This is a genomic window from Alteromonas genovensis, from assembly GCF_010500895.1.
GTDB classification, from domain to species: domain Bacteria; phylum Pseudomonadota; class Gammaproteobacteria; order Enterobacterales; family Alteromonadaceae; genus Alteromonas; species Alteromonas genovensis.
Genome location: NZ_JAAAWO010000004.1, coordinates 1 through 20,285 on the forward strand (window position 1 = coordinate 1; position 20,285 = coordinate 20,285).

15 protein-coding genes and 1 tRNA gene are annotated in these 20,285 nt (G+C 45.4%); all 16 read right to left on the reverse strand.

All coding sequences use genetic code 11. The features are described 5' to 3' along the window. Positions 1 to 814 (reverse strand): elongation factor Tu (gene tuf / locus GTQ48_RS06625; RefSeq protein ID WP_163105761.1); only part of this gene is annotated, 814 nt, incomplete at its 3' end. 63 nt (positions 815 to 877) lie between these two features. After that, complete coding sequence (gene fusA, locus GTQ48_RS06630; protein ID WP_163105762.1) at positions 878 to 2,980, reverse strand: elongation factor G; 2,103 nt, start codon at positions 2,978 to 2,980, stop codon at positions 878 to 880. Positions 2,981 to 3,007: 27 nt separating this feature from the next. Next, positions 3,008 to 3,478 carry a 30S ribosomal protein S7 gene (rpsG, locus tag GTQ48_RS06635; RefSeq protein WP_163105764.1) on the reverse strand — a complete coding sequence of 157 codons (471 nt, stop codon included), beginning with the start codon at positions 3,476 to 3,478 and terminating at the stop codon, positions 3,008 to 3,010. A gap of 75 nt (positions 3,479 to 3,553) precedes the next feature. Then, positions 3,554 to 3,928 (reverse strand): 30S ribosomal protein S12, encoded by a 375-nt coding sequence (gene rpsL / locus GTQ48_RS06640; protein WP_032097755.1) that lies wholly within the window; start codon positions 3,926 to 3,928, stop codon positions 3,554 to 3,556. Between the two features lie 310 nt (positions 3,929 to 4,238). Next, positions 4,239 to 8,411, reverse strand: coding sequence for a DNA-directed RNA polymerase subunit beta' (gene rpoC / locus GTQ48_RS06645; protein WP_163105765.1), 4,173 nt, complete (start codon positions 8,409 to 8,411; stop codon positions 4,239 to 4,241). Positions 8,412 to 8,492: 81 nt separating this feature from the next. Then, complete coding sequence (gene rpoB / locus GTQ48_RS06650; protein WP_163105767.1) at positions 8,493 to 12,521, reverse strand: DNA-directed RNA polymerase subunit beta; 4,029 nt, start codon at positions 12,519 to 12,521, stop codon at positions 8,493 to 8,495. 327 nt (positions 12,522 to 12,848) lie between these two features. After that, entirely contained in the window at positions 12,849 to 13,223 is a 375-nt protein-coding gene (gene rplL, locus GTQ48_RS06655) for a 50S ribosomal protein L7/L12 (RefSeq protein ID WP_163105769.1), read from the reverse strand. Between the two features lie 57 nt (positions 13,224 to 13,280). After that, positions 13,281 to 13,799 (reverse strand): 50S ribosomal protein L10, encoded by a 519-nt coding sequence (rplJ, locus tag GTQ48_RS06660; protein WP_032097751.1) that lies wholly within the window; start codon positions 13,797 to 13,799, stop codon positions 13,281 to 13,283. Positions 13,800 to 14,108: 309 nt separating this feature from the next. Continuing rightward, a complete protein-coding gene (gene rplA / locus GTQ48_RS06665) occupies positions 14,109 to 14,804 on the reverse strand; it encodes a 50S ribosomal protein L1 (RefSeq protein ID WP_032097750.1) in 696 nt (231 codons plus the stop codon). A gap of 4 nt (positions 14,805 to 14,808) precedes the next feature. After that, entirely contained in the window at positions 14,809 to 15,237 is a 429-nt protein-coding gene (gene rplK, locus GTQ48_RS06670) for a 50S ribosomal protein L11 (protein ID WP_163105771.1), read from the reverse strand. Between the two features lie 224 nt (positions 15,238 to 15,461). Beyond that, positions 15,462 to 16,463: a GGDEF domain-containing protein gene (locus tag GTQ48_RS06675; protein WP_163105772.1), complete on the reverse strand. Its 1,002-nt coding sequence runs from the start codon at positions 16,461 to 16,463 to the stop codon at positions 15,462 to 15,464. Next, positions 16,441 to 16,968 carry a methanogen output domain 1-containing protein gene (locus GTQ48_RS06680; protein WP_338023300.1) on the reverse strand — a complete coding sequence of 176 codons (528 nt, stop codon included), beginning with the start codon at positions 16,966 to 16,968 and terminating at the stop codon, positions 16,441 to 16,443. Before GTQ48_RS06680 ends, GTQ48_RS06675 begins: the two co-directional genes overlap by 23 nt. 120 nt (positions 16,969 to 17,088) lie before the next feature. After that, entirely contained in the window at positions 17,089 to 17,637 is a 549-nt protein-coding gene (nusG, locus tag GTQ48_RS06685) for a transcription termination/antitermination protein NusG (RefSeq protein WP_032097747.1), read from the reverse strand. Positions 17,638 to 17,640: 3 nt separating this feature from the next. Beyond that, complete coding sequence (gene secE, locus GTQ48_RS06690) at positions 17,641 to 18,018, reverse strand: preprotein translocase subunit SecE (RefSeq protein ID WP_032097746.1); 378 nt, start codon at positions 18,016 to 18,018, stop codon at positions 17,641 to 17,643. A gap of 58 nt (positions 18,019 to 18,076) precedes the next feature. Then, a tRNA-Trp gene (locus GTQ48_RS06695) sits at positions 18,077 to 18,153 on the reverse strand. A gap of 167 nt (positions 18,154 to 18,320) precedes the next feature. Continuing rightward, a complete protein-coding gene (locus tag GTQ48_RS06700; RefSeq protein ID WP_163105775.1) occupies positions 18,321 to 20,162 on the reverse strand; it encodes an ABC transporter ATP-binding protein in 1,842 nt (613 codons plus the stop codon). Positions 20,163 to 20,285 lie beyond the last annotated feature (123 nt).

The following is a 20,285-nucleotide window of genomic DNA, read 5'->3' on the forward strand; positions in this document are numbered from 1 at the left end:
CAGCACGACCTTCGTCTAGAAGCTTACGGAACATTTCAACACCAGTACAAGTCGTCTTAACAGTATCTTTGATACCAACGATTTCTACTTCTTCACCAACTTTAACAATACCTTGCTCAACACGGCCGGTTACAACAGTACCACGACCTGAGATTGAGAATACGTCTTCGATTGGAAGAATGAACGGCTTGTCGATTGCACGCTCTGGCTCTGGGATATATGAATCAAGAGCTTCACCTAGTTCGATGATTTTCTTTTCCCATTCTGCGTCGCCTTCAAGAGCCTTAAGTGCAGAACCTTGGATAACTGGAAGGTCATCGCCTGGGAAGTCATATTCGCTAAGAAGTTCACGAACTTCCATTTCTACTAGCTCTAGAAGCTCTTCATCATCAACCATGTCACATTTGTTCATGAACACGATGATGTGAGGAATACCAACCTGACGACCAAGTAGGATGTGCTCACGAGTCTGTGGCATAGGGCCATCAGTCGCAGCAACTACTAGAATACCGCCGTCCATCTGTGCAGCACCAGTGATCATGTTTTTAACGTAATCAGCGTGTCCAGGACAGTCAACGTGTGCGTAGTGACGACTTGGAGTGTCGTATTCTACGTGCGACGTAGAGATGGTGATACCACGTGCTTTTTCTTCAGGCGCGTTATCGATCATATCGAATGCACTTGCAGAACCGCCGTAAGTCTTCGCTAGAACAGTAGTGATAGCTGCTGTTAGTGTAGTTTTACCGTGGTCAACGTGGCCGATAGTACCCACGTTTACATGGGGTTTCGTACGTTCAAACTTTTCTTTTGCCATTTTTCTCGTTTCCTAAGTTAAAAGTCCGACCCACAAATAGACCGGACCGAACCTTCATTTAGATTAGATTCTAGATTCAATAATAGCCCGCGCCACATTGTTAGGCGCCTCAGAATAATTGAAAAACTCCATTGAGTATGAAGCACGACCCTGCGTTTGTGAACGCAAGTCTGTCGCATACCCAAACATTTCTGAAAGAGGCACTTTAGCACGAATCATTTTAATACCTGCTACGCCATCTTCCATACCTTCGATCATGCCGCGGCGACGATTTAAATCACCAACAACATCACCCATCCAGTCTTCTGGAGTCGTCACTTCAACTTTCATAGTGGGTTCAAGCAACACCGGATTTGCTTCTGCGGCGCCCTTTTTGAAACCCATAGAGCCGGCGATCTTAAACGCCATTTCAGAAGAGTCAACATCGTGGTATGAACCATCAAACAAAGTAACCTTTACATCAAGTACCGGATACCCTGCAAGAACACCACTTCGCATCTGCTCCTGAATTCCTTTATCGACCGCTGGAATGAACTCTTTCGGAACAGTTCCACCGACGATCTCGTTCACAAATTCGTAGCCAAAGTCCTCTTCCTGAGGCTCAATGCGCAACCATACATGACCAAACTGGCCGCGGCCGCCTGACTGACGAATGAACTTCCCTTCCACCTCAACATCTTTGCGGAGGGTTTCACGATAAGCAACCTGAGGGTTACCTACGTTACATTCAACCTTAAATTCACGTTTCATACGATCAATGATGATATCAAGGTGTAATTCACCCATCCCTGAGATGATCGTTTGTCCCGTTTCGTCATCAGTTTTCACTTTAAATGACGGATCTTCTGCAGCAAGCTTGCTAAGCGCTATGCCCATTTTTTCTTGGTCAGCTTGCGACTTAGGCTCTACTGCAATTGAAATTACCGGGTCAGGAAATTCCATACGTTCTAACGTAATGATGTTATTTGGATCGCATAGTGTGTCACCCGTAGTGACATCTTTAAGGCCAATCGCAGCTGCGATATCGCCCGCGCGTACCTCTTTAATTTCTTCTCTGTCTTTCGCGTGCATCTGCACGATACGACCAAAGCGCTCTCGCTTGCCTTTCACAGGGTTATATACAGTATCACCTGTATTCACCACACCTGAATAACAGCGGAAAAACGTCAGCGTACCAACAAACGGATCAGTGGCTATTTTAAACGCCAGCGCAGAAAACGGCTCTTCGTCCGTCGGATGACGTTCTGCTTCTGTTTCGTCTTTGTCGTCAAGAATACCGGTAATCGCTTTTACTTCATTTGGCGAAGGCAGGTAATGTACAACCGCGTCTAATACTGCTTGAACACCTTTGTTTTTGAAGGCACTGCCACAAGTGGCAAGAACAATTTCGTTGTTCAGCGTACGGGTGCGTAGCCCCAATCGTATTTCTTCTTCGGTTAGCGTTTCGCCTTCCAAATACTTGTCCATTAACTCGTCAGAGGCTTCAGCCGCTGCTTCAACCATTTCAGTGCGATACTGCTCGGCTTTTTCTAAATATTCAGCCGGAATGTCTTCATAGGTAAATGTCATACCCATGTCGTCACCATTCCAGTTGATTGATTTCATCTTAATTAAATCGATGACACCATGGAATTCTTCTTCTGCGCCCATGTTGATTTGAATCGGAACACAGTTAGCGCCTAAACGTTTGCGGATTTGACCCACAACGCGTTCAAAATCAGCACCAGCCCTGTCCATCTTATTAACGAAGACAAGGCGTGGTACTTGATATTTGTCAGCCTGTCGCCAGACTGTCTCTGATTGAGGTTCTACCCCAGAAGACCCACAGAAAACGACTACCGCTCCGTCAAGAACACGTAATGAACGTTCCACCTCGATGGTGAAGTCCACGTGTCCCGGCGTGTCAATAATATTTATTCTGTGTTGATCGAACTGTTGCTCCATACCAGACCAGAAACAGGTAGTAGCAGCAGACGTGATAGTGATACCACGCTCCTGCTCTTGTTCCATCCAGTCCATGGTAGCAGCACCATCGTGCACTTCACCGATTTTGTGAGACAGTCCTGTATAAAACAAGACACGCTCTGTGGTCGTGGTTTTACCCGCGTCCACGTGAGCCACAATACCAATATTGCGATAACGCTCAATCGAGGTCTTACGAGGCATAAATCTCTCTCAGTTATATAACGTTGATTACCAACGGTAGTGAGCAAACGCTTTGTTTGCTTCGGCCATACGGTGAACGTCTTCACGTTTCTTAACCGCTGAACCTTTATTTTCTGATGCATCCATCATTTCAGCCGCTAGGCGCTGTGCCATAGACTTTTCGCCACGTTTACGTGCAGCATCAACCATCCAACGCATACCTAGTGCATTACGACGAACTGGACGTACTTCGACTGGAACCTGATAAGTTGAACCACCAACACGACGAGACTTAACCTCAACCGTTGGGCGGATGTTATCAAGGGCTTCTTCGAATACATCTAGGTGTGCTTTGTTGGTTTTTTCAGCAACAATATCTAGCGCACCGTAAACGATTTTTTCAGCGACTGACTTCTTGCCGTCGAGCATTACGACATTCATGAATTTAGCAAGCAGTTGTGAACCAAATTTTGGCTCTGGTAGGATTTTACGTTGACCTACGACTCTTCTTCTTGGCATTTTCTATTCTCCGTATGAATTCAGGGAATACCCAAAACTCTTAAACTTCAGTTTGGCCTTACTAACGGAGAACCGTTAAGACTTAGGCCTTTTCGCGCCGTACTTAGAACGGGCTTGTCTACGATCGTTTACACCTGCGCAGTCCAATGTACCGCGAACTGTGTGATAACGAACACCTGGTAAGTCTTTAACACGACCACCACGGATAAGTACTACACTGTGCTCTTGTAGGTTGTGACCTTCACCACCGATGTATGAAGAAACTTCAAAACCGTTAGTTAGACGTACACGACATACTTTACGTAGTGCAGAGTTTGGTTTCTTTGGCGTAGTTGTATATACACGAGTACATACACCACGTCTCTGTGGACAAGCTTGCAGTGCAGCTACGTTGCTTTTTTCAACGGGCTTTCTGCGTGGCTTGCGCACTAACTGGTTAACTGTTGCCATTAACTAGCTCCTGATTAAAAACTACGAAAACCCAATCACTGTGATTGGGTCCATATAATGCGACTTTTCAATTCGTCGCCCTGTTTGCGGTAAATATTGTGCTCGTCAATATTTACCAGGCTCTGATACAAAAAACCGCGACCGTTTATCGAGCCTTTTCGGGGCTATCCAAAATCGGGTCGCGGAATATTAATGATCATCGCCCTGACTGTCAAGCTGTACAAACTCTAAGCACTTAATATTCTTAAAATCTGTCAGCCTAAGCTGCCATTATGTTAGGAGTACGTTAACGCACTCCTATGATCATGCCTTATTCGGCCGAATCGTCGTCTGCACCAGCGTTAAGCGCTTCGGTCAATGCCTGTTCTGCATCTGCTGCAGATACTGACATTTCTTCGATTTGCTCTTTGCGCTGTTGAGCACGGCGTTCATGGTATGCGAAACCCGTACCTGCTGGAATAAGTCGTCCAACAATTACGTTCTCTTTCAGGCCGCGAAGGTCATCTTCTTTACCTTGAACCGCTGCTTCAGTCAGTACGCGCGTTGTTTCCTGGAACGATGCCGCTGAGATAAATGACTCAGTAGACAGTGACGCTTTAGTGATACCAAGTAGTTGTGTTTCGTACTGTGCTGGTATCTTACCGTGTTTTTCAATTTCACGGTTTGCTACTTTCACGTTAGAAACTTCTACTTGCTCACCTTCTAGGAACTGCGTGTCGCCTGCATGAGTAATCACGCACTTACGCAACATCTGACGAATAACAACTTCGATGTGCTTATCGTTAATTTTTACACCCTGTAGACGGTAAACTTCTTGAACTTCGTTCACGATGTAGTTTGCTACATGGGAAATACCACGAAGGCGCAATATGTCGTGTGGAGATTCTGGACCATCGGCAATAACTTCGCCTTTTTCCACTTTCTCACCTTCGAACACATTAAGCTGACGCCATTTCGGAATCATCTCTTCGTATGCATCACCTTCAGCAGGTGTAATCACTAAGCGCTTCTTACCTTTAGTCTCTTTACCGAAACCGATAGTACCTGAGATTTCCGCTAGGATAGCAGGCTCTTTAGGCTTACGTGCTTCGAACAAGTCAGCGACTCGTGGTAGACCACCCGTGATGTCACGAGTCTTCGAGCTTTCCTGAGGTATACGCGCTAGCACGTCACCTTCGTTAGCTACTTTGCCTTCTTTTGCTTCAATGGTTGTGAAGCTTGGAAGACGAATCTCTTGAAGACCGAACTCATCACTTTCAAGGATTAGCTTAGGCTCTTTGGCGTTTGCTTTTGTTAAATCTTTAACAACGATACGCGTTAGACCAGTAAGCTCATCTTGCTGCATTTCTGTGTTAGTGTCGTCGATGTCCGCGAAGCTAATCTTAGCTGCACGTTCAGTAACGATTGGGTGACTATGCGGGTCCCAGTTAGCAACAACGTCGCCAGCTGCAATCTTCGCACCGTCATCAACACTCAATACTGCACCGTATGGCACTTTATAGCGTTCTTTCTCACGGCCTTGCTCATCGATAACAGTAAGTTCTGTTGAACGAGACACAATAACCATTTTGCCATCAGAGTTACGTACAGATTTTTCGTTGTGTAGCTTAAGGCTACCCGCCGTTTTAACCTGAACGCTGTTCTCAGCAGACGCTCGAGATGCCGCACCACCAATGTGGAACGTACGCATGGTAAGCTGTGTACCAGGTTCACCGATTGACTGTGCTGCAATTACACCAACAGATTCACCGCTGCCTACCATGTGTCCGCGAGCAAGGTCACGACCGTAACAGTTAGCACATACACCGAAGTCGTTATCACAGGTGATAACCGAGCGTACTTGGATTTGGTCAACAGAGTTGGCTTCAAGCATGTCTACTAGCGCTTCGTCTAGCAGTACATTACGCTCGACCAATACTTCGCTAGTACCTGGCTTAACTACGTCTTCTGCTACCACACGACCTAGTACACGTTCGCGAAGTGGTTCAACAACGTCGCCACCTTCGATTAGTGGTGTCATGGAAACGCTACCGAACGTGCCACAGTCATCGTTAGTGATAACCAAATCTTGCGCAACGTCTACAAGACGACGAGTTAGGTAACCCGAGTTCGCTGTCTTAAGTGCTGTATCGGCTAGACCTTTACGCGCACCGTGCGTTGAGATGAAGTACTGAAGTACGTTCAGACCTTCACGGAAGTTTGCCGTGATTGGGGTCTCGATGATTGAACCATCTGGTTTAGCCATCAGACCACGCATACCAGCTAACTGACGAATCTGAGCGGCACTACCACGAGCACCCGAGTCGGCCATCATGTAAACAGAGTTAAATGATGATTGCTCTTCTTCTTCGCCATCGCGGTTAATTACGATGTCAGTCTTAAGGTTGTCCATCATGGCCTTAGCAACTTTTTCGTTGGCATTTGACCAGATATCGATAACTTTATTGTAACGCTCACCGGCTGTTACAAGACCGTTTTGGAACTGTTCCTGAATTTCGATAACTTCAGCTTCTGCTGCGTCAACGATTTCTTTCTTCGCTTCAGGAATTACCATGTCATCAATACCAACAGACGCACCCGCGATCATCGCGTAGTGGAAACCGGTATACATGATTTGGTCAGCTGCAATAACAGTATCTTTTAGACCAAGCGTACGGTAGCAGGCATTCAATAGTTTTGAAATTTGCTTCTTACCCATAGCCTGGTTGATGATTTCAAACGGAAGACCCTTTGGAAGGATCAGTGAGAAAATGGCACGACCAACCGTAGTTTGGGTCAGTGTTACTTTCTCTGTCTTGTTGCCGTTTTCATCAATGTCGTATTCAGTAATACGTACTTTAACGCGAGAATGAAGCTCAGCATTACCTGTACGGTATGCTTTTTCTGCTTCGTTAGGGCTGGTAAATACCATGCCTTCGCCTAAGCCGTTTACTTTGTCACGCGTAAGGTAATAAAGACCCAATACAACGTCCTGTGAAGGAACGATAATCGGCTCACCGTTTGCAGGTGACAAGATGTTGTTCGTCGACATCATTAGTGCACGAGCTTCAAGCTGTGCTTCGATAGTCAACGGAACGTGTACCGCCATTTGGTCACCATCGAAGTCGGCGTTATACGCCGCACACACTAGCGGGTGAAGCTGAATCGCTTTACCTTCGATTAGTGTTGGTTCGAATGCTTGAATACCCAAACGGTGAAGTGTAGGTGCACGGTTAAGCAAAACAGGGTGTTCGCGGATAACGTCATCTAGTACGTCCCAAACCTCTGGAGCTTCGCGCTCTACTAACTTCTTAGCAGCTTTGATAGTTGTTGCAAGACCGCGACCTTCAAGCTTACCGTAAATAAACGGTTTAAATAGCTCAAGTGCCATCTTCTTAGGAAGACCACACTGGTGAAGACGAAGTGTTGGACCAACAGTAATTACAGAACGACCAGAGTAGTCAACACGCTTACCAAGAAGGTTTTGACGGAAACGACCCTGTTTACCTTTGATCATGTCTGCAAGCGACTTAAGTGGACGCTTGTTAGAACCGGTAATCGCACGACCACGACGTCCGTTATCTAGAAGTGCATCAACAGACTCTTGTAACATACGCTTTTCGTTGCGCACGATAATGTCTGGAGCAGCAAGGTCTAGAAGACGCTTAAGACGGTTGTTACGGTTAATAACACGACGGTATAAATCGTTCAGGTCAGACGTAGCGAAACGTCCACCGTCTAGTGGTACTAGAGGGCGAAGATCGGGTGGCAATACTGGAAGTACTGTCATGATCATCCACTCTGGCTTGTTGCCAGACTGTTGGAACGATTCAAGCAACTTAAGACGCTTCGTAATTTTCTTACGCTTTGTCTCAGAGTTGATTGAAGGTAATTCTTCACGCATTGCTGCAACGTCGGCATCAACGTCAAGTACAGTTAACAGATCGAATACTGCTTCTGCACCCATTTTCGCGTCGAACTCGTCGCCGTGCTCTTCTAACGAATCAAGGTAATCTTCTTCGTTTAGTAACTGGCCGCGCTCTAATGTCGTCATACCTGGTTCTGTTACCACGTATGATTCAAAATAAAGCACGCGCTCAATGTCACGTAGCGTCATATCAAGCATTAAGCCGATACGAGACGGCAGTGACTTAAGGAACCAGATGTGTGCTACTGGACTTGCTAGCTCGATGTGGCCCATACGCTCACGACGAACTTTAGTCAGTGTAACTTCAACGCCACACTTTTCACAGATAACACCACGGTGCTTAAGGCGCTTGTACTTACCGCACAAACACTCGTAATCTTTAACAGGGCCAAAGATACGGGCACAAAATAAACCGTCACGCTCAGGCTTGAACGTACGATAGTTGATAGTCTCAGGCTTCTTCACTTCACCAAAAGACCATGAACGGATCATGTCAGGTGAAGAAAGGCCGATTCGAATATTATCGAATTCTTCGGCCTTATGCTGTTGCTTTAGAAACTTTAATAAGTCTTTCACATTACTCTCCCAGCGGAGTCAGTCTCTAGAACCCGGCGCAAGCGCCGGGCCATCTCATAACATTACGCGGCAATTGCCGTATTACTTTTCTTCAAGCTCGATGTTGATACCCAACGAGCGAATTTCTTTAAGCAATACGTTGAAGGATTCTGGCATGCCAGGCTCCATTCTGTGGTCGCCATCGACGATGTTCTTGTACATTTTGGTACGACCGTTAACGTCATCCGACTTAACAGTAAGCATTTCCTGAAGGGTATATGCAGCACCGTATGCTTCAAGTGCCCATACTTCCATCTCACCGAAGCGCTGGCCACCAAACTGTGCTTTACCACCAAGAGGTTGCTGTGTAACAAGGCTGTAAGAACCAGTAGAACGAGCGTGCATCTTATCGTCTACCAAGTGGTTCAGTTTCAGCATGTACATGTAACCAACCGTAACAGGTCGCTCGAACGAGTTACCAGTACGACCGTCGAACAAGGTAATCTGACCGCTTTCTGGAATATCAGCAAGCTTCAACATTTCCTTGATTTCAGATTCGCGAGCACCGTCGAATACAGGCGTAGCAATTGGTACACCTTTACGAAGGTTTTCAGCTAAACGACGAACTTCATGATCTGTGAAGCTATCAATGTCTACTTCCTGGTGATTTTCACCCAGTTCGTACACTTGCTTCAAGAAATCACGCATCTCGGCAAGCTCTCGCTGCTCTTTAATCATGCGGTCAATTTTAACCCCAAGACCATGAGCAGCCATGCCCAAGTGAGTCTCAAGAATCTGACCGATGTTCATACGAGATGGTACACCAAGAGGGTTAAGTACGATGTCTACCGGCGTGCCGTTTTCATCGTATGGCATATCTTCTACTGGTTGAATCGTAGAGATAACACCCTTGTTACCGTGACGTCCCGCCATTTTGTCACCCGGTTGGATGTGACGTTTAACCGCTAGGTAAACTTTAACAATCTTAAGTACACCAGGCGCTAAGTCATCGCCTTGCGTTATCTTACGACGCTTAGTTTCAAACTTCTTATCGAAGTCAGCTTTGATCTCAGCATGCTGTTCAGCAATTTGGTCTAGCTCTAACTGTACGTCTTCGCTGTTAAGTGCAATTTCAAACCATTTTTCACGTGGCAGGCTGTCAAGCTTAGCTTGTTCAACATCGGCGCGCGTTAGTGCAGTTTGAGCACGTGCAAAAATGCCATCCGCAAGGATTTCAAATTCGTCAGTAAGATCTTTCTTAACTTGACGAAGCTGCATATCTTCAATTTCAAGCGCACGTTTGTCTTTCTCTACGCCGTCACGAGTAAAGACTTGAACGTCGATAACCGTACCGTGAACAGAGTTAGGCACACGTAGTGACGTATCTTTTACGTCAGACGCTTTTTCACCAAAGATGGCTCTTAAAAGTTTCTCTTCCGGCGTAAGCTGAGTTTCACCTTTTGGTGTCACTTTACCTACAAGAATGTCGCCGCCTTTCACTTCTGCACCGATGTAAACAACACCTGATTCATCAAGCTTGCTCAATGCAGACTCACCCACGTTTGGAATATCAGAAGAAATTTCTTCTGGACCAAGCTTGGTGTCACGAGCAATACAGCTAAGCTCTTGAATGTGAATAGTAGTAAAGCGGTCTTCCTGCGCTACACGCTCAGAAATAAGGATTGAATCCTCAAAGTTGTAACCATTCCACGGCATGAATGCGATACGCATGTTCTGACCAAGTGCAAGGTCACCAAGGTCTGTCGAAGGACCATCGGCTAGCACGTCACCAGTAACAATTGGGTCACCAACACTACAAGTAGGTCGTTGATTGATACAGGTGTTCTGGTTAGAACGGGTATATTTGGTCAGGTTGTAGATGTCGATACCTGCTTCACCTGGAAGCATTTCGTCTTCAGCTACTTTGATTACGATGCGACTTGCATCTACGTAATCTACCGTACCACCGCGCTTAGCAACTACCGTTACGCCAGAGTCAACGGCGATAGTTCTTTCCATACCTGTACCCACTAACGGCTTATCCGCGCGTAGTGTTGGAACAGCCTGACGTTGCATGTTGGCACCCATAAGTGCACGGTTTGCATCATCGTGTTCAAGGAATGGAATAATGCTTGCTGCAATTGAAACGATTTGCTGTGGAGAAACATCCATGTATTTGATGTCTTCTTTAGGCATCAACGTTGTTTCACCACGGTGACGACATGGAATAAGGTCGTCTACCAGTTCACCAGCTTCAGTCAACGCGACATTGGCCTGAGCGATAGCGAATTGGCCTTCTTCAATCGCAGATAAATAATCGATTTCTTCGCCTACCACGCCATCAACTATGCGACGGAAAGGTGTTTCAAGGAAACCAAAATCATTTGTGCGCGCAAAGCTCGCCAATGAGTTAATTAGACCGATGTTTGGACCTTCAGGTGTTTCGATTGGACATAGACGACCGTAGTGAGTCGGGTGTACGTCTCGAACCTCAAAGCCTGCGCGTTCACGAGTAAGACCGCCCGGACCTAATGCAGAAATACGACGCTTGTGCGTTACTTCTGATAATGGGTTGTTTTGGTCCATGAACTGAGACAACTGCGACGACCCGAAGAACTCTTTAACGGCAGCCGAAATAGGCTTAGCGTTAATAAGATCTTGTGGCATAACGTTGTCCAAGTCACCAAGACTTAGGCGTTCTTTTACAGCGCGTTCTACACGAACTAAACCAACACGGAATTGGTTTTCTGCCATTTCACCAACCGAACGAATACGACGGTTACCAAGGTGATCGATATCATCAACTTCGTCTTTACCGTCACGTATGGTGATTAGCTGCTTCATTACAGAAACGATGTCTTCTTTGGCTAGCGTACCAGAACCAATTAGTTCTTCACGGCCTAGGCGACGGTTAAACTTCATACGACCAACAGAAGAAAGGTCGTAACGTTCTTCAGAGAAGAACAAGTTTTCAAATAACGTTTCTGCAGCGTCTTTCGTTGGCGGCTCACCAGGACGCATCATACGATAAATCTCAACAAGCGCTTCTAGGCGGTTTGTCGAAGAATCAATACGCAGCGTATCTGAAATGTATGAACCGTGATCAAGTTCGTTGATGTAAAGCGTTTCGAATTCTTTTATGCCGGCTTGACTAAGCTCAGCTAAATTCTCAAGTGCAAGCTCATCGTTTGCACTTACAATGACTTCACCGGTGTCTTCGTTCACATAAGTGGCAGCAAATACACGACCGATTAGATAATCAGCAGGTACTTCCAGCTCTGTTAAACCAGACTTCTCTAATGCACGAGTGTGACGGGCAGAGATACGACGGCCAGTTTCAACAACCACATTGCCATCGCCATCGATGATATCGAAAGCAGCCGTTTCACCACGAAGGCGATCAGGTTTCACTTCCATCATCAGACGGTCTTTGTCGATGCGAACGTTAACTTTTTCGAAGAAAGTATCTAAAATTTCTTCTGACGTCATTTCCAATGCACGCAAGATAATTGTTGCAGGTAATTTACGACGACGGTCGATACGCACAAACAGATTATCTTTAGGGTCAAACTCAAAGTCTAACCAAGAGCCACGGTATGGAATGACACGTGCATTATAAAGCACTTTTCCAGACGAGTGAGTCTTGCCTTTATCGTGATCGAAAAACACACCAGGTGAGCGGTGTAGCTGTGACACTATTACACGCTCTGTACCATTGATAACGAACGTTCCGTTCTCTGTCATCAATGGGATTTCTCCCATGTACACTTCTTGTTCTTTAATATCTTTTACGGTACCTGGGGCTGCGTCTTTGTCAAACAATACTAACCGTAGTTTTACTCTTAACGGAGCAGAGAAAGTTACGCCGCGAATTTGACATTCTTTAACGTCAAAAACTGGCTCTCCCAGGCGGTAGCTTACATATTGAAGCTCTGAATTACCTGAGTAACTTTTAATTGGAAAAACGGAACGAAATGCTGCTTCCAAGCCGTATTGAGCATCGGCGTCGATCTCAATAAACTTTTTGAAAGAATCAAGCTGAATTGAAAGAAGGTATGGAATTTCCAATACCTGTGGGCGTTTGCCAAAATCCTTACGGATACGTTTCTTTTCGCTATAAGAGTAAACCATGGGTTCCTCAGCCTGCTGATTTATGACCCAACCTGCTGCTAAATGCTTTAAAACGCGTGCTATGGGCTAAAAGCTGCGTTTCAAATGGCGCAATAAGCAACAAACTTCCACAACCCTAATTCGGGCAAGTTAACCAGCATACAACAATTTTTAACCAATTATTAGTTAAGTTGTTGGATTTTTATGCTTTTTAATGGTCTTGTCCGAATTGCGCTTAACACAGTGTAGTCTAGGGTTATATTCTACACATTATACAGCGCAAAAAGGCTGGTGGTTTAAAAAACCACCAGCCTTGCCGTCTCAGGCAAATAATCTGATTAAATCAGATTACTTGATTTCAACTTCAGCGCCAGCTTCAGTTAGAGTCGTTTTAAGTTCTTCAGCTTCTTCTTTGCTTACGCCTTCTTTGATAGCTTTAGGAGCAGATTCAACTACTTCTTTAGCTTCTTTAAGACCTAGGCCAGTCGCGCCGCGAACTGCTTTGATAACTGCAACTTTGTTAGCACCGAATGAAGTCATTACAACGTCAAATTCAGTTTTCTCTTCAACAGCAGCAGCTTCACCGCCTGCAGCAGGACCAGCAACAGCAACAGCTGCAGCAGATACGTTGAATTTTTCTTCAGCTGCTTCGATTAGCTCAACCAATTCCATAACTGGCATTTCAGCAATCGCGTTTAAAATATCTTCTTTAGTTAGAGCCATGTTCTCTAAACTCCTGGGGTTTTAATGTTAAAAAAATCAATATGCCAAAAACGAAAATTACTTCTCGTCTTTGATCGCCGCCAATACGCGCACAAACTTGCCAGGAACTTCGTTGATTGTTTGAACGAATTTCCCAACTGGTGCTTTGAAGGTCGCAAGTAGTCTTGCAAGCGCTTCGTCGCGAGTTGGAAGTGAAGCAACTGCGTCCAATTTCTCTGGACCAAGTAGACCACTACCAATTGAAAGTGCTGTTACGTTAAGCTTATCGTTGGTCTTACCGAAGTCTTTAAAAAGACGTGCCGCACCGCCTGGTGCGTCGATAGAGAAACCATAGATAAGCGGACCTGTAAGTGCGCTTTCTAAGTCTGCAAATTTGCTGTCTGCCAATGCACGCTTAGCTAGTGTGTTACGTACAACCTTTAGGTATACGCCTTGCTCACGAGCTTTTATGCGAAGGTCAGTCAGTTCTGCAACTTCCATCCCACGGTATTCAGCGACGGCAACGGATAGAGCGCGAGACGCAACTTCAGATACCTCTGCTACGATCTCTTTTTTTGCTGCTAAACCTAGTGCCACTGAGTTCACCTCTTTGTATCTGACATTGTTGATAGTTACCTATCATCGCCGTCAGGGTTCACAGATTGATACCAAACATCATATTTGGTACCGCTCTACGGTGTTTGTTATCCCAGAGAGTCTGAGTCAAACCACCGTCTGCGCAGGTTGTTCTATTAAGCAGTATGTTGACTGTGAAAGCTCTCTTACTTCTTTCACCACACCGCACCTGCGGTCTTGGACGGGAGTTGTTTACTAGTACTGCTATGTACACAACTCCAACCCATAACCTTTAAGAGAACTAACGGGCAATGCCCACTAGCTTCAAAACTATAGACCTACAGAAGCCTTATCAAGAGATACACCGGCACCCATTGTGGTGCTTAGGCTGATCTTCTGGATATACACACCTTTCGCAGAAGAAGGCTTAGCTTTCTTCAATGCTTCAAGTAGTGCTTCAAGGTTTTCTTGAATTTGGTTAGCTTCAAATGCAATCTTACCTAAGCTTGCGTGGATGATACCGTTTTTATCATTGCGGTAACGAACCTGACCAGCTTTTGCATTTTTAACAGCAGTAGCAACGTCTGGCGTTACTGTGCCTGTTTTAGGGTTTGGCATTAGGCCACGTGGACCTAAGATTTGACCTAGTTGGCCAACAACGCGCATCGCGTCTGGGCTAGCAACTACTACGTCAAAGTTCATTTCGCCTTTCTTAACTTGTTCAGCTAAGTCTTCCATACCAACGATGTCCGCACCAGCTTCTTTAGCCGCTTCTGCGTTTGCGCCTTGAGTAAATACCGCTACGCGTACATCTTTACCAGTACCGTTAGGTAGTACAGTTGCACCACGAACGTTTTGGTCAGATTTCTTAGCGTCGATACCAAGGTTTACAGCAACGTCAACACTCTCAGCGAATTTAGCAGTCGCTAATTCTTTTAGAAGTGCAACTGCTTCGTTGATTTCATACTCTTTAGTTGAGTCAACTTTGTCACGTACTAGACGAGCGCGTTTTGTTAATTTAGCCATTCGATTAGTCCTCTACGTTCAAGCCCATTGAGCGAGCAGAACCCGCGATAGTGCGTACCGCTGCATCTAGATCAGCAGCTGTTAAGTCTGGCTCTTTAGTTTTAGCAATCTCTTCTAACTGAGCGGTGGTAACTTTACCCACTTTCTCAGTGTTAGGACGGCCAGAACCGCTCTTGATGCCAGCTGCCTTCTTAAGAAGGTATGACGCAGGAGGAGTCTTCGTTTCGAATGTAAAAGAACGGTCTTCGTACACAGTAATTTCTACTGGTACTGGAGCACCCTTCTCTAGGCTGTCAGTCTTTGCATTGAAAGCCTTACAGAATTCCATGATGTTCACACCGTGTTGACCTAGTGCAGGACCAACTGGTGGACTTGGGTTAGCAGCGCCTGCCGCAACCTGAAGCTTGATAATACCGCTTACTTTTTTAGCCATTTTAAATGCTCTCTTGTTTGGGTCTAACGCCTCGCAAATACAGAGAATATTTGCTCAATTGGCTTCCCGTTTCCGTTTAAAAGGGCGCGCATTATAAGGGCTGATTAATTGCTATGCAAGCCCCTACGTGATTAAAAAACGATCTTAATCGCAAATAGGGCCTAAATGTTTGAAAAGTGCAAGAACAAATAGCTTAACTATTTAAATGTGATGGCGCGGATTTCTTAAGCACTGGCTTTTTTGTATCTGTCTCTGCCATTTGACTTAGCCGCGTATAGTGCTGTGTCTGCTTGCGTGAAGGAATGTTCTACACTTTTCGCCTGGGAAAAAGCGCAGTACCCGGCGCTCGCCGTCATCGATATGTGTCCTTGGTCACATGGTACCTTCAGTAAACGTATATGCGTCATTACCCGCTCTAAGTACACTCGCGCTTGTTCACAAGAACAGTTGGTCAACAACACGATAAACTCTTCGCCTCCCCAACGGCCCACAACATCTGTGGGCCGTGCCTGTGACAATAAACAATCGGCAAACACTTTTATCGCTTCATCCCCTACTGGGTGGCCGTGTGTATCGTTTATCTGCTTGAAGTGATCAATATCGAACAGGATTAATACAGAATCTTCCCCTTTTCTAAATTGCCCATGCCACTGCAAATCCATAAATGATTGTACAAAGCGTCTGTTTTTTAACCCTGTCAGCGGGTCGGTTATCGCATTAAGAGTCGCTTGCTTGGCATACCTTGCGTGTTCTTTCTTCGCAATGTGTATTTGCCGAAGTCGCATAGAAAACCGCAAAATATGCTCATCCAGTTTATAGAGTAATGCAGCGGGTAACCTCGTGTCTGGCGCTCTAAGCATAGAAACAAAAGTGGGAATAGACGGCTGACTTTCAGCGCCAGTATGAATTCTTGTTAGCTGAATTGGGAAGCTGCCTGAACGTCGTCCGACGGTATCCCCGATATTGGTGAGGCATGTTGTATTAAGCGACTTAGAAGAAAGAGTAAATAGGTCTGTTATGCAATGAGCATCATGGATATGAGGCACTACGTCATTTAGTTGTCTATTATAGCCAACAATTTTGCCACTTAGGTTCGTAACAACGGCAGCTTCTGTAACGTTTGCCAGTATAGATGCTATGCCTAGCTTGCTGGTATCAGCCTGTTGGGTGTCAGTATTTTCATCAGTGCTTTCAAAAGGAACACTACTGGACGCCAAAGTACTCATGAGCAACATCCTTATGATCTTGTTGTGGCTTAAGATGCACGACAACGTGACAATGCCCATCTCCATTAGCGATTGTTTTATTTAACTCTACAGCAGCATAACCATTTTCTGAGGAAACTATCTTACCAAATACATTCGCAGTCATATGGCAAAGAGGCTGCTTACCGACCACATTGACTCCAAATGGACATAATGAATTTTGCAATACAATGGTATCGGGAGTGATGGTTGAAACACTGAAACGGCCCCCTATCCGTCGTTTTAAATCCACAAGTACCTGTGCGATGACTTCAGGAGACATTCTCTCGTTACCTAACTGAGCTTTATATTTTTCATGAAACATGGCTCCAACATGGTCCGCGACCATACCTACGAAGCCTTTTGACTCCTCGGTGCCAATAACATCTTCCATGAGCGTTTCCAGCTCTAATAAGATAGTTTGATAGAAGGACGCTTCATCAATGTCGATTTGTTTACACGCAATGCGCTGCTCTAAAGTATCGATAGCGTTGACCTCTTCTTATTAACTATACTTTAGTATTAGGCTAACTTGACTCGTTGTGCAAATAAAAATTGGGCAAAAAAAAGCCCGCTAAAAGCGGGCTTTACATGATATGCCTAGTGACTAACCTTTCTCTACCTGACCGAACTCTAGGTCTACCGGTGTAGAACGACCAAAGATAAGTACCGATACTTTTACGCGGCTCTTTTCGTAGTCTACTTCTTCTACCACACCGTTGAAGTCGGCAAATGGACCGTCTGTAACGCGTACCACTTCACCTGGCTCAAACAATGTCTTCGGCTTAGGCTTATCTACCGACTCTTCAAGACGGTTTAAGATAGCATCGGCTTCCTTAGGAGTAATTGGCATTGGGCGGTCTGAAGTGCCACCAATAAAACCAAGAACGCGAGGAACACTTTTCACTAAATGCCATGAATCTTCATTCATTGCCATTTCGACTAGCACGTAACCAGGATAAAACTTGCGCTCAGACTTACGCTTTTGACCAGCGCGCATCTCAACAACTTCTTCTGTTGGCACAAGTATTTGGCCGAAGTGCTCTTCCATGTTGTGCATTTTGATGTATTCAAGAAGGGTTTTCTTGACTCGAGCTTCATACTGAGAAAATGCTTGTACTACGTACCATCTCTTTTTAATTTCTTCTTCAGACATACGTTATGCTCCGATTCCCGTTATAAAGCCAACTACACGAACGATGATCCCGTCTAGTCCCCATAAAATAAGTGCCATAACCAAGGTTGCAGCCAAAACAATCAATGTGGTTTGGTTAGCTTCTTGACGTGTAGGCCATACTACTTTGCGTACTTCAGTACGTGACTCTTTAGCAAAGCTTAAAAACGCACTACCTTTGTTTGTAGATGCAGCAATAAAGCCAGCCACTACAGCAACAACTACCGCTGCAAGAGCGCGATATAATACCGAAAGTTCACCGTATACTGTGTTGGCAGTAACCAACCCTGCAAGTAGTGCAAAAACCACTACCCATTTAAACATGTCCAACCCGTTGGACTGATTTTCCGTCTTTTCGCTCATGTCACGATCCTAGCACTACAGCGTCGTTTTCTTGCGTTACACGCGCAAGTTAATAATTTGGCAGGGGTGGAGGGACTCGAACCCCCAACCATCGGTTTTGGAGACCGCTGTTCTACCAATTCGAACTACACCCCTGTGGCGTTTTTACTCTTAAAATTTGCTTACACTACCCTTGTGATTTGTGCGTCTTTTCGAAGGAAAGTGCGGTATCGCAAGGGAGGGACGCGTATTATACTTAACCACTTTCAAGTTACAAGCGGTTTATTCCCCTCCTACTGTGCATATCGCTAACGGGGCGTGGGTTATTCCACGCCTATGAATCCACCCGTTTGATGCGCCCACAGCTTGGCATAAATACCGTTATAAGCAATTAGCTCGCTATGGGTGCCCTGCTCAACAATTTGACCTTTGTCTAGCACTAGTAATCTGTCCATTTGGGCGATGGTTGATAACCTGTGAGCAATAGCTAACACCGTTTTTCCTTCCATCACTTTATCTAAACAGGCTTGAATGGCTGCTTCAACTTCTGAATCTAGCGCCGATGTCGCCTCATCTAAAATGAGCACTGGGGCGTCTTTTAATAGCACACGGGCAATCGCTATTCGCTGTCGTTGCCCGCCAGACAGTTTAATACCGCGCTCTCCAACGTGAGCATCGTACCCTGTGCGTCCCTGATTATCAGTAAGAGTTAATATGAAGTCGTGGGCTTCCGCTTGTTTCGCCGCTTTAATCATATCTGCTTCGCCTGCGTCGGTGCGTCCGTACAGAATATTGTCACGCACTGAGCGGTGCATCAGTGATGTATCTTGGGTCACCATACTGATTTTAGCTCGCAGTGTTTCTTGCCCAACCTCAGTAATGTCCTGACCATCAATTACGATTCGCCCGCTTTGCGTATCGTAAAAACGCATCAATAAATTAACGAGTGTGGATTTACCTGCACCAGAGCGACCTACCAAGCCTACTTTCTCACCGGGCTTAATGGTTAAATCTAATTGCCTGAACACATCGATAGGCTGATTGTTTGCACCTGAGTAAGAGAAGTTAACATTATCAAAATGAATTTTACCGCCGCCTACGTTCAATGCATCGGCATGGGGCTTATCTTTAACCGCTACTGGCTGCGCAAGGGTATTCATACCGTCTTGCACTGTTCCTAGGTTTTCAAATAACCCAGACACCTCCCACATTATCCAATGGGACATGCCGTTTAGTCGCAAGCATAAGCTAACCGCAATGGCGATATCTCCAGGGGTCGCAATCTGCTCCAACCAAAGAAATACTGATAGCGCGCCTATTGTGAAGATCAAAATGGCGTTTGCCATCTCAACACAGAATTCAAGAATGGTAACAAGGCGCATTTGTGGATACACCGTTTGCAAAAAGCCGTCCATGCTCTCTTTGGCATAGTCTGCTTCTCTGCGGCTGTGAGAGAAAAGTTTAACCGTGGTGATATTGGTGTAGCTGTCGACTATCCGCCCAGTCATTAATGAGCGAGCATCGGCTTGCGCTTGTGAAACCGCTTTTAGCTTTGGTACGAGTACCCGCAAAATACCAATATACACAAAGAACCACACCACTAGTGGAAGCGCTAATCGCCAGTCAGTACTAAATACCAGCACCACCATAGAGATAAAATAAACGCTGATATACACCAACAAATCGAGCATTTTGGTGACTGTTTCTCGCACGGAAAGCGCGGTTTGCATTACCTTTGTGGCCACGCGACCGGCAAACTCATTGTGAAAGAAGGTAAGACTTTGTCCGAGTAAATATCGGTGGGCCTGCCACCTTATTCGCATAGGGTAATTGCCCATCAGCGATTGGCGAGAGAACAATGAACGCAAAAAGATAAATGCAGGAATAAAGACAAGAACCGTTAGCCCCATTCCGATCAACGTAAACTTCTGCTCTTCTAAGAACGTTTCTCGACTTTGCTCTGAAAACCAATCGACAAGCTGTCCCAAAAAGCCAAATAGCGCCACTTCTAACATCGCCACTATGGCACTTAACACCGAAACGGTCAGGATGATATGCCACATGCCTTTCGTGTAGTACTTACAAAATGCGACTAACCCCTTAGGCGGTTGCGTGGGCGGCGTATCTGGAAAAGGCTGTGTGAGCCTTTCAAAAAAAGAAAACATGCAAAAACTCTTTTTGTTATTGAATCGCCAGATGCGTACTGCATCTCGGCGTTAAGATTTACGTTGAGGTGAGTACGCAATTCTACACGATATGTTCAGTCAATTAATTAACTCCTTGATGAA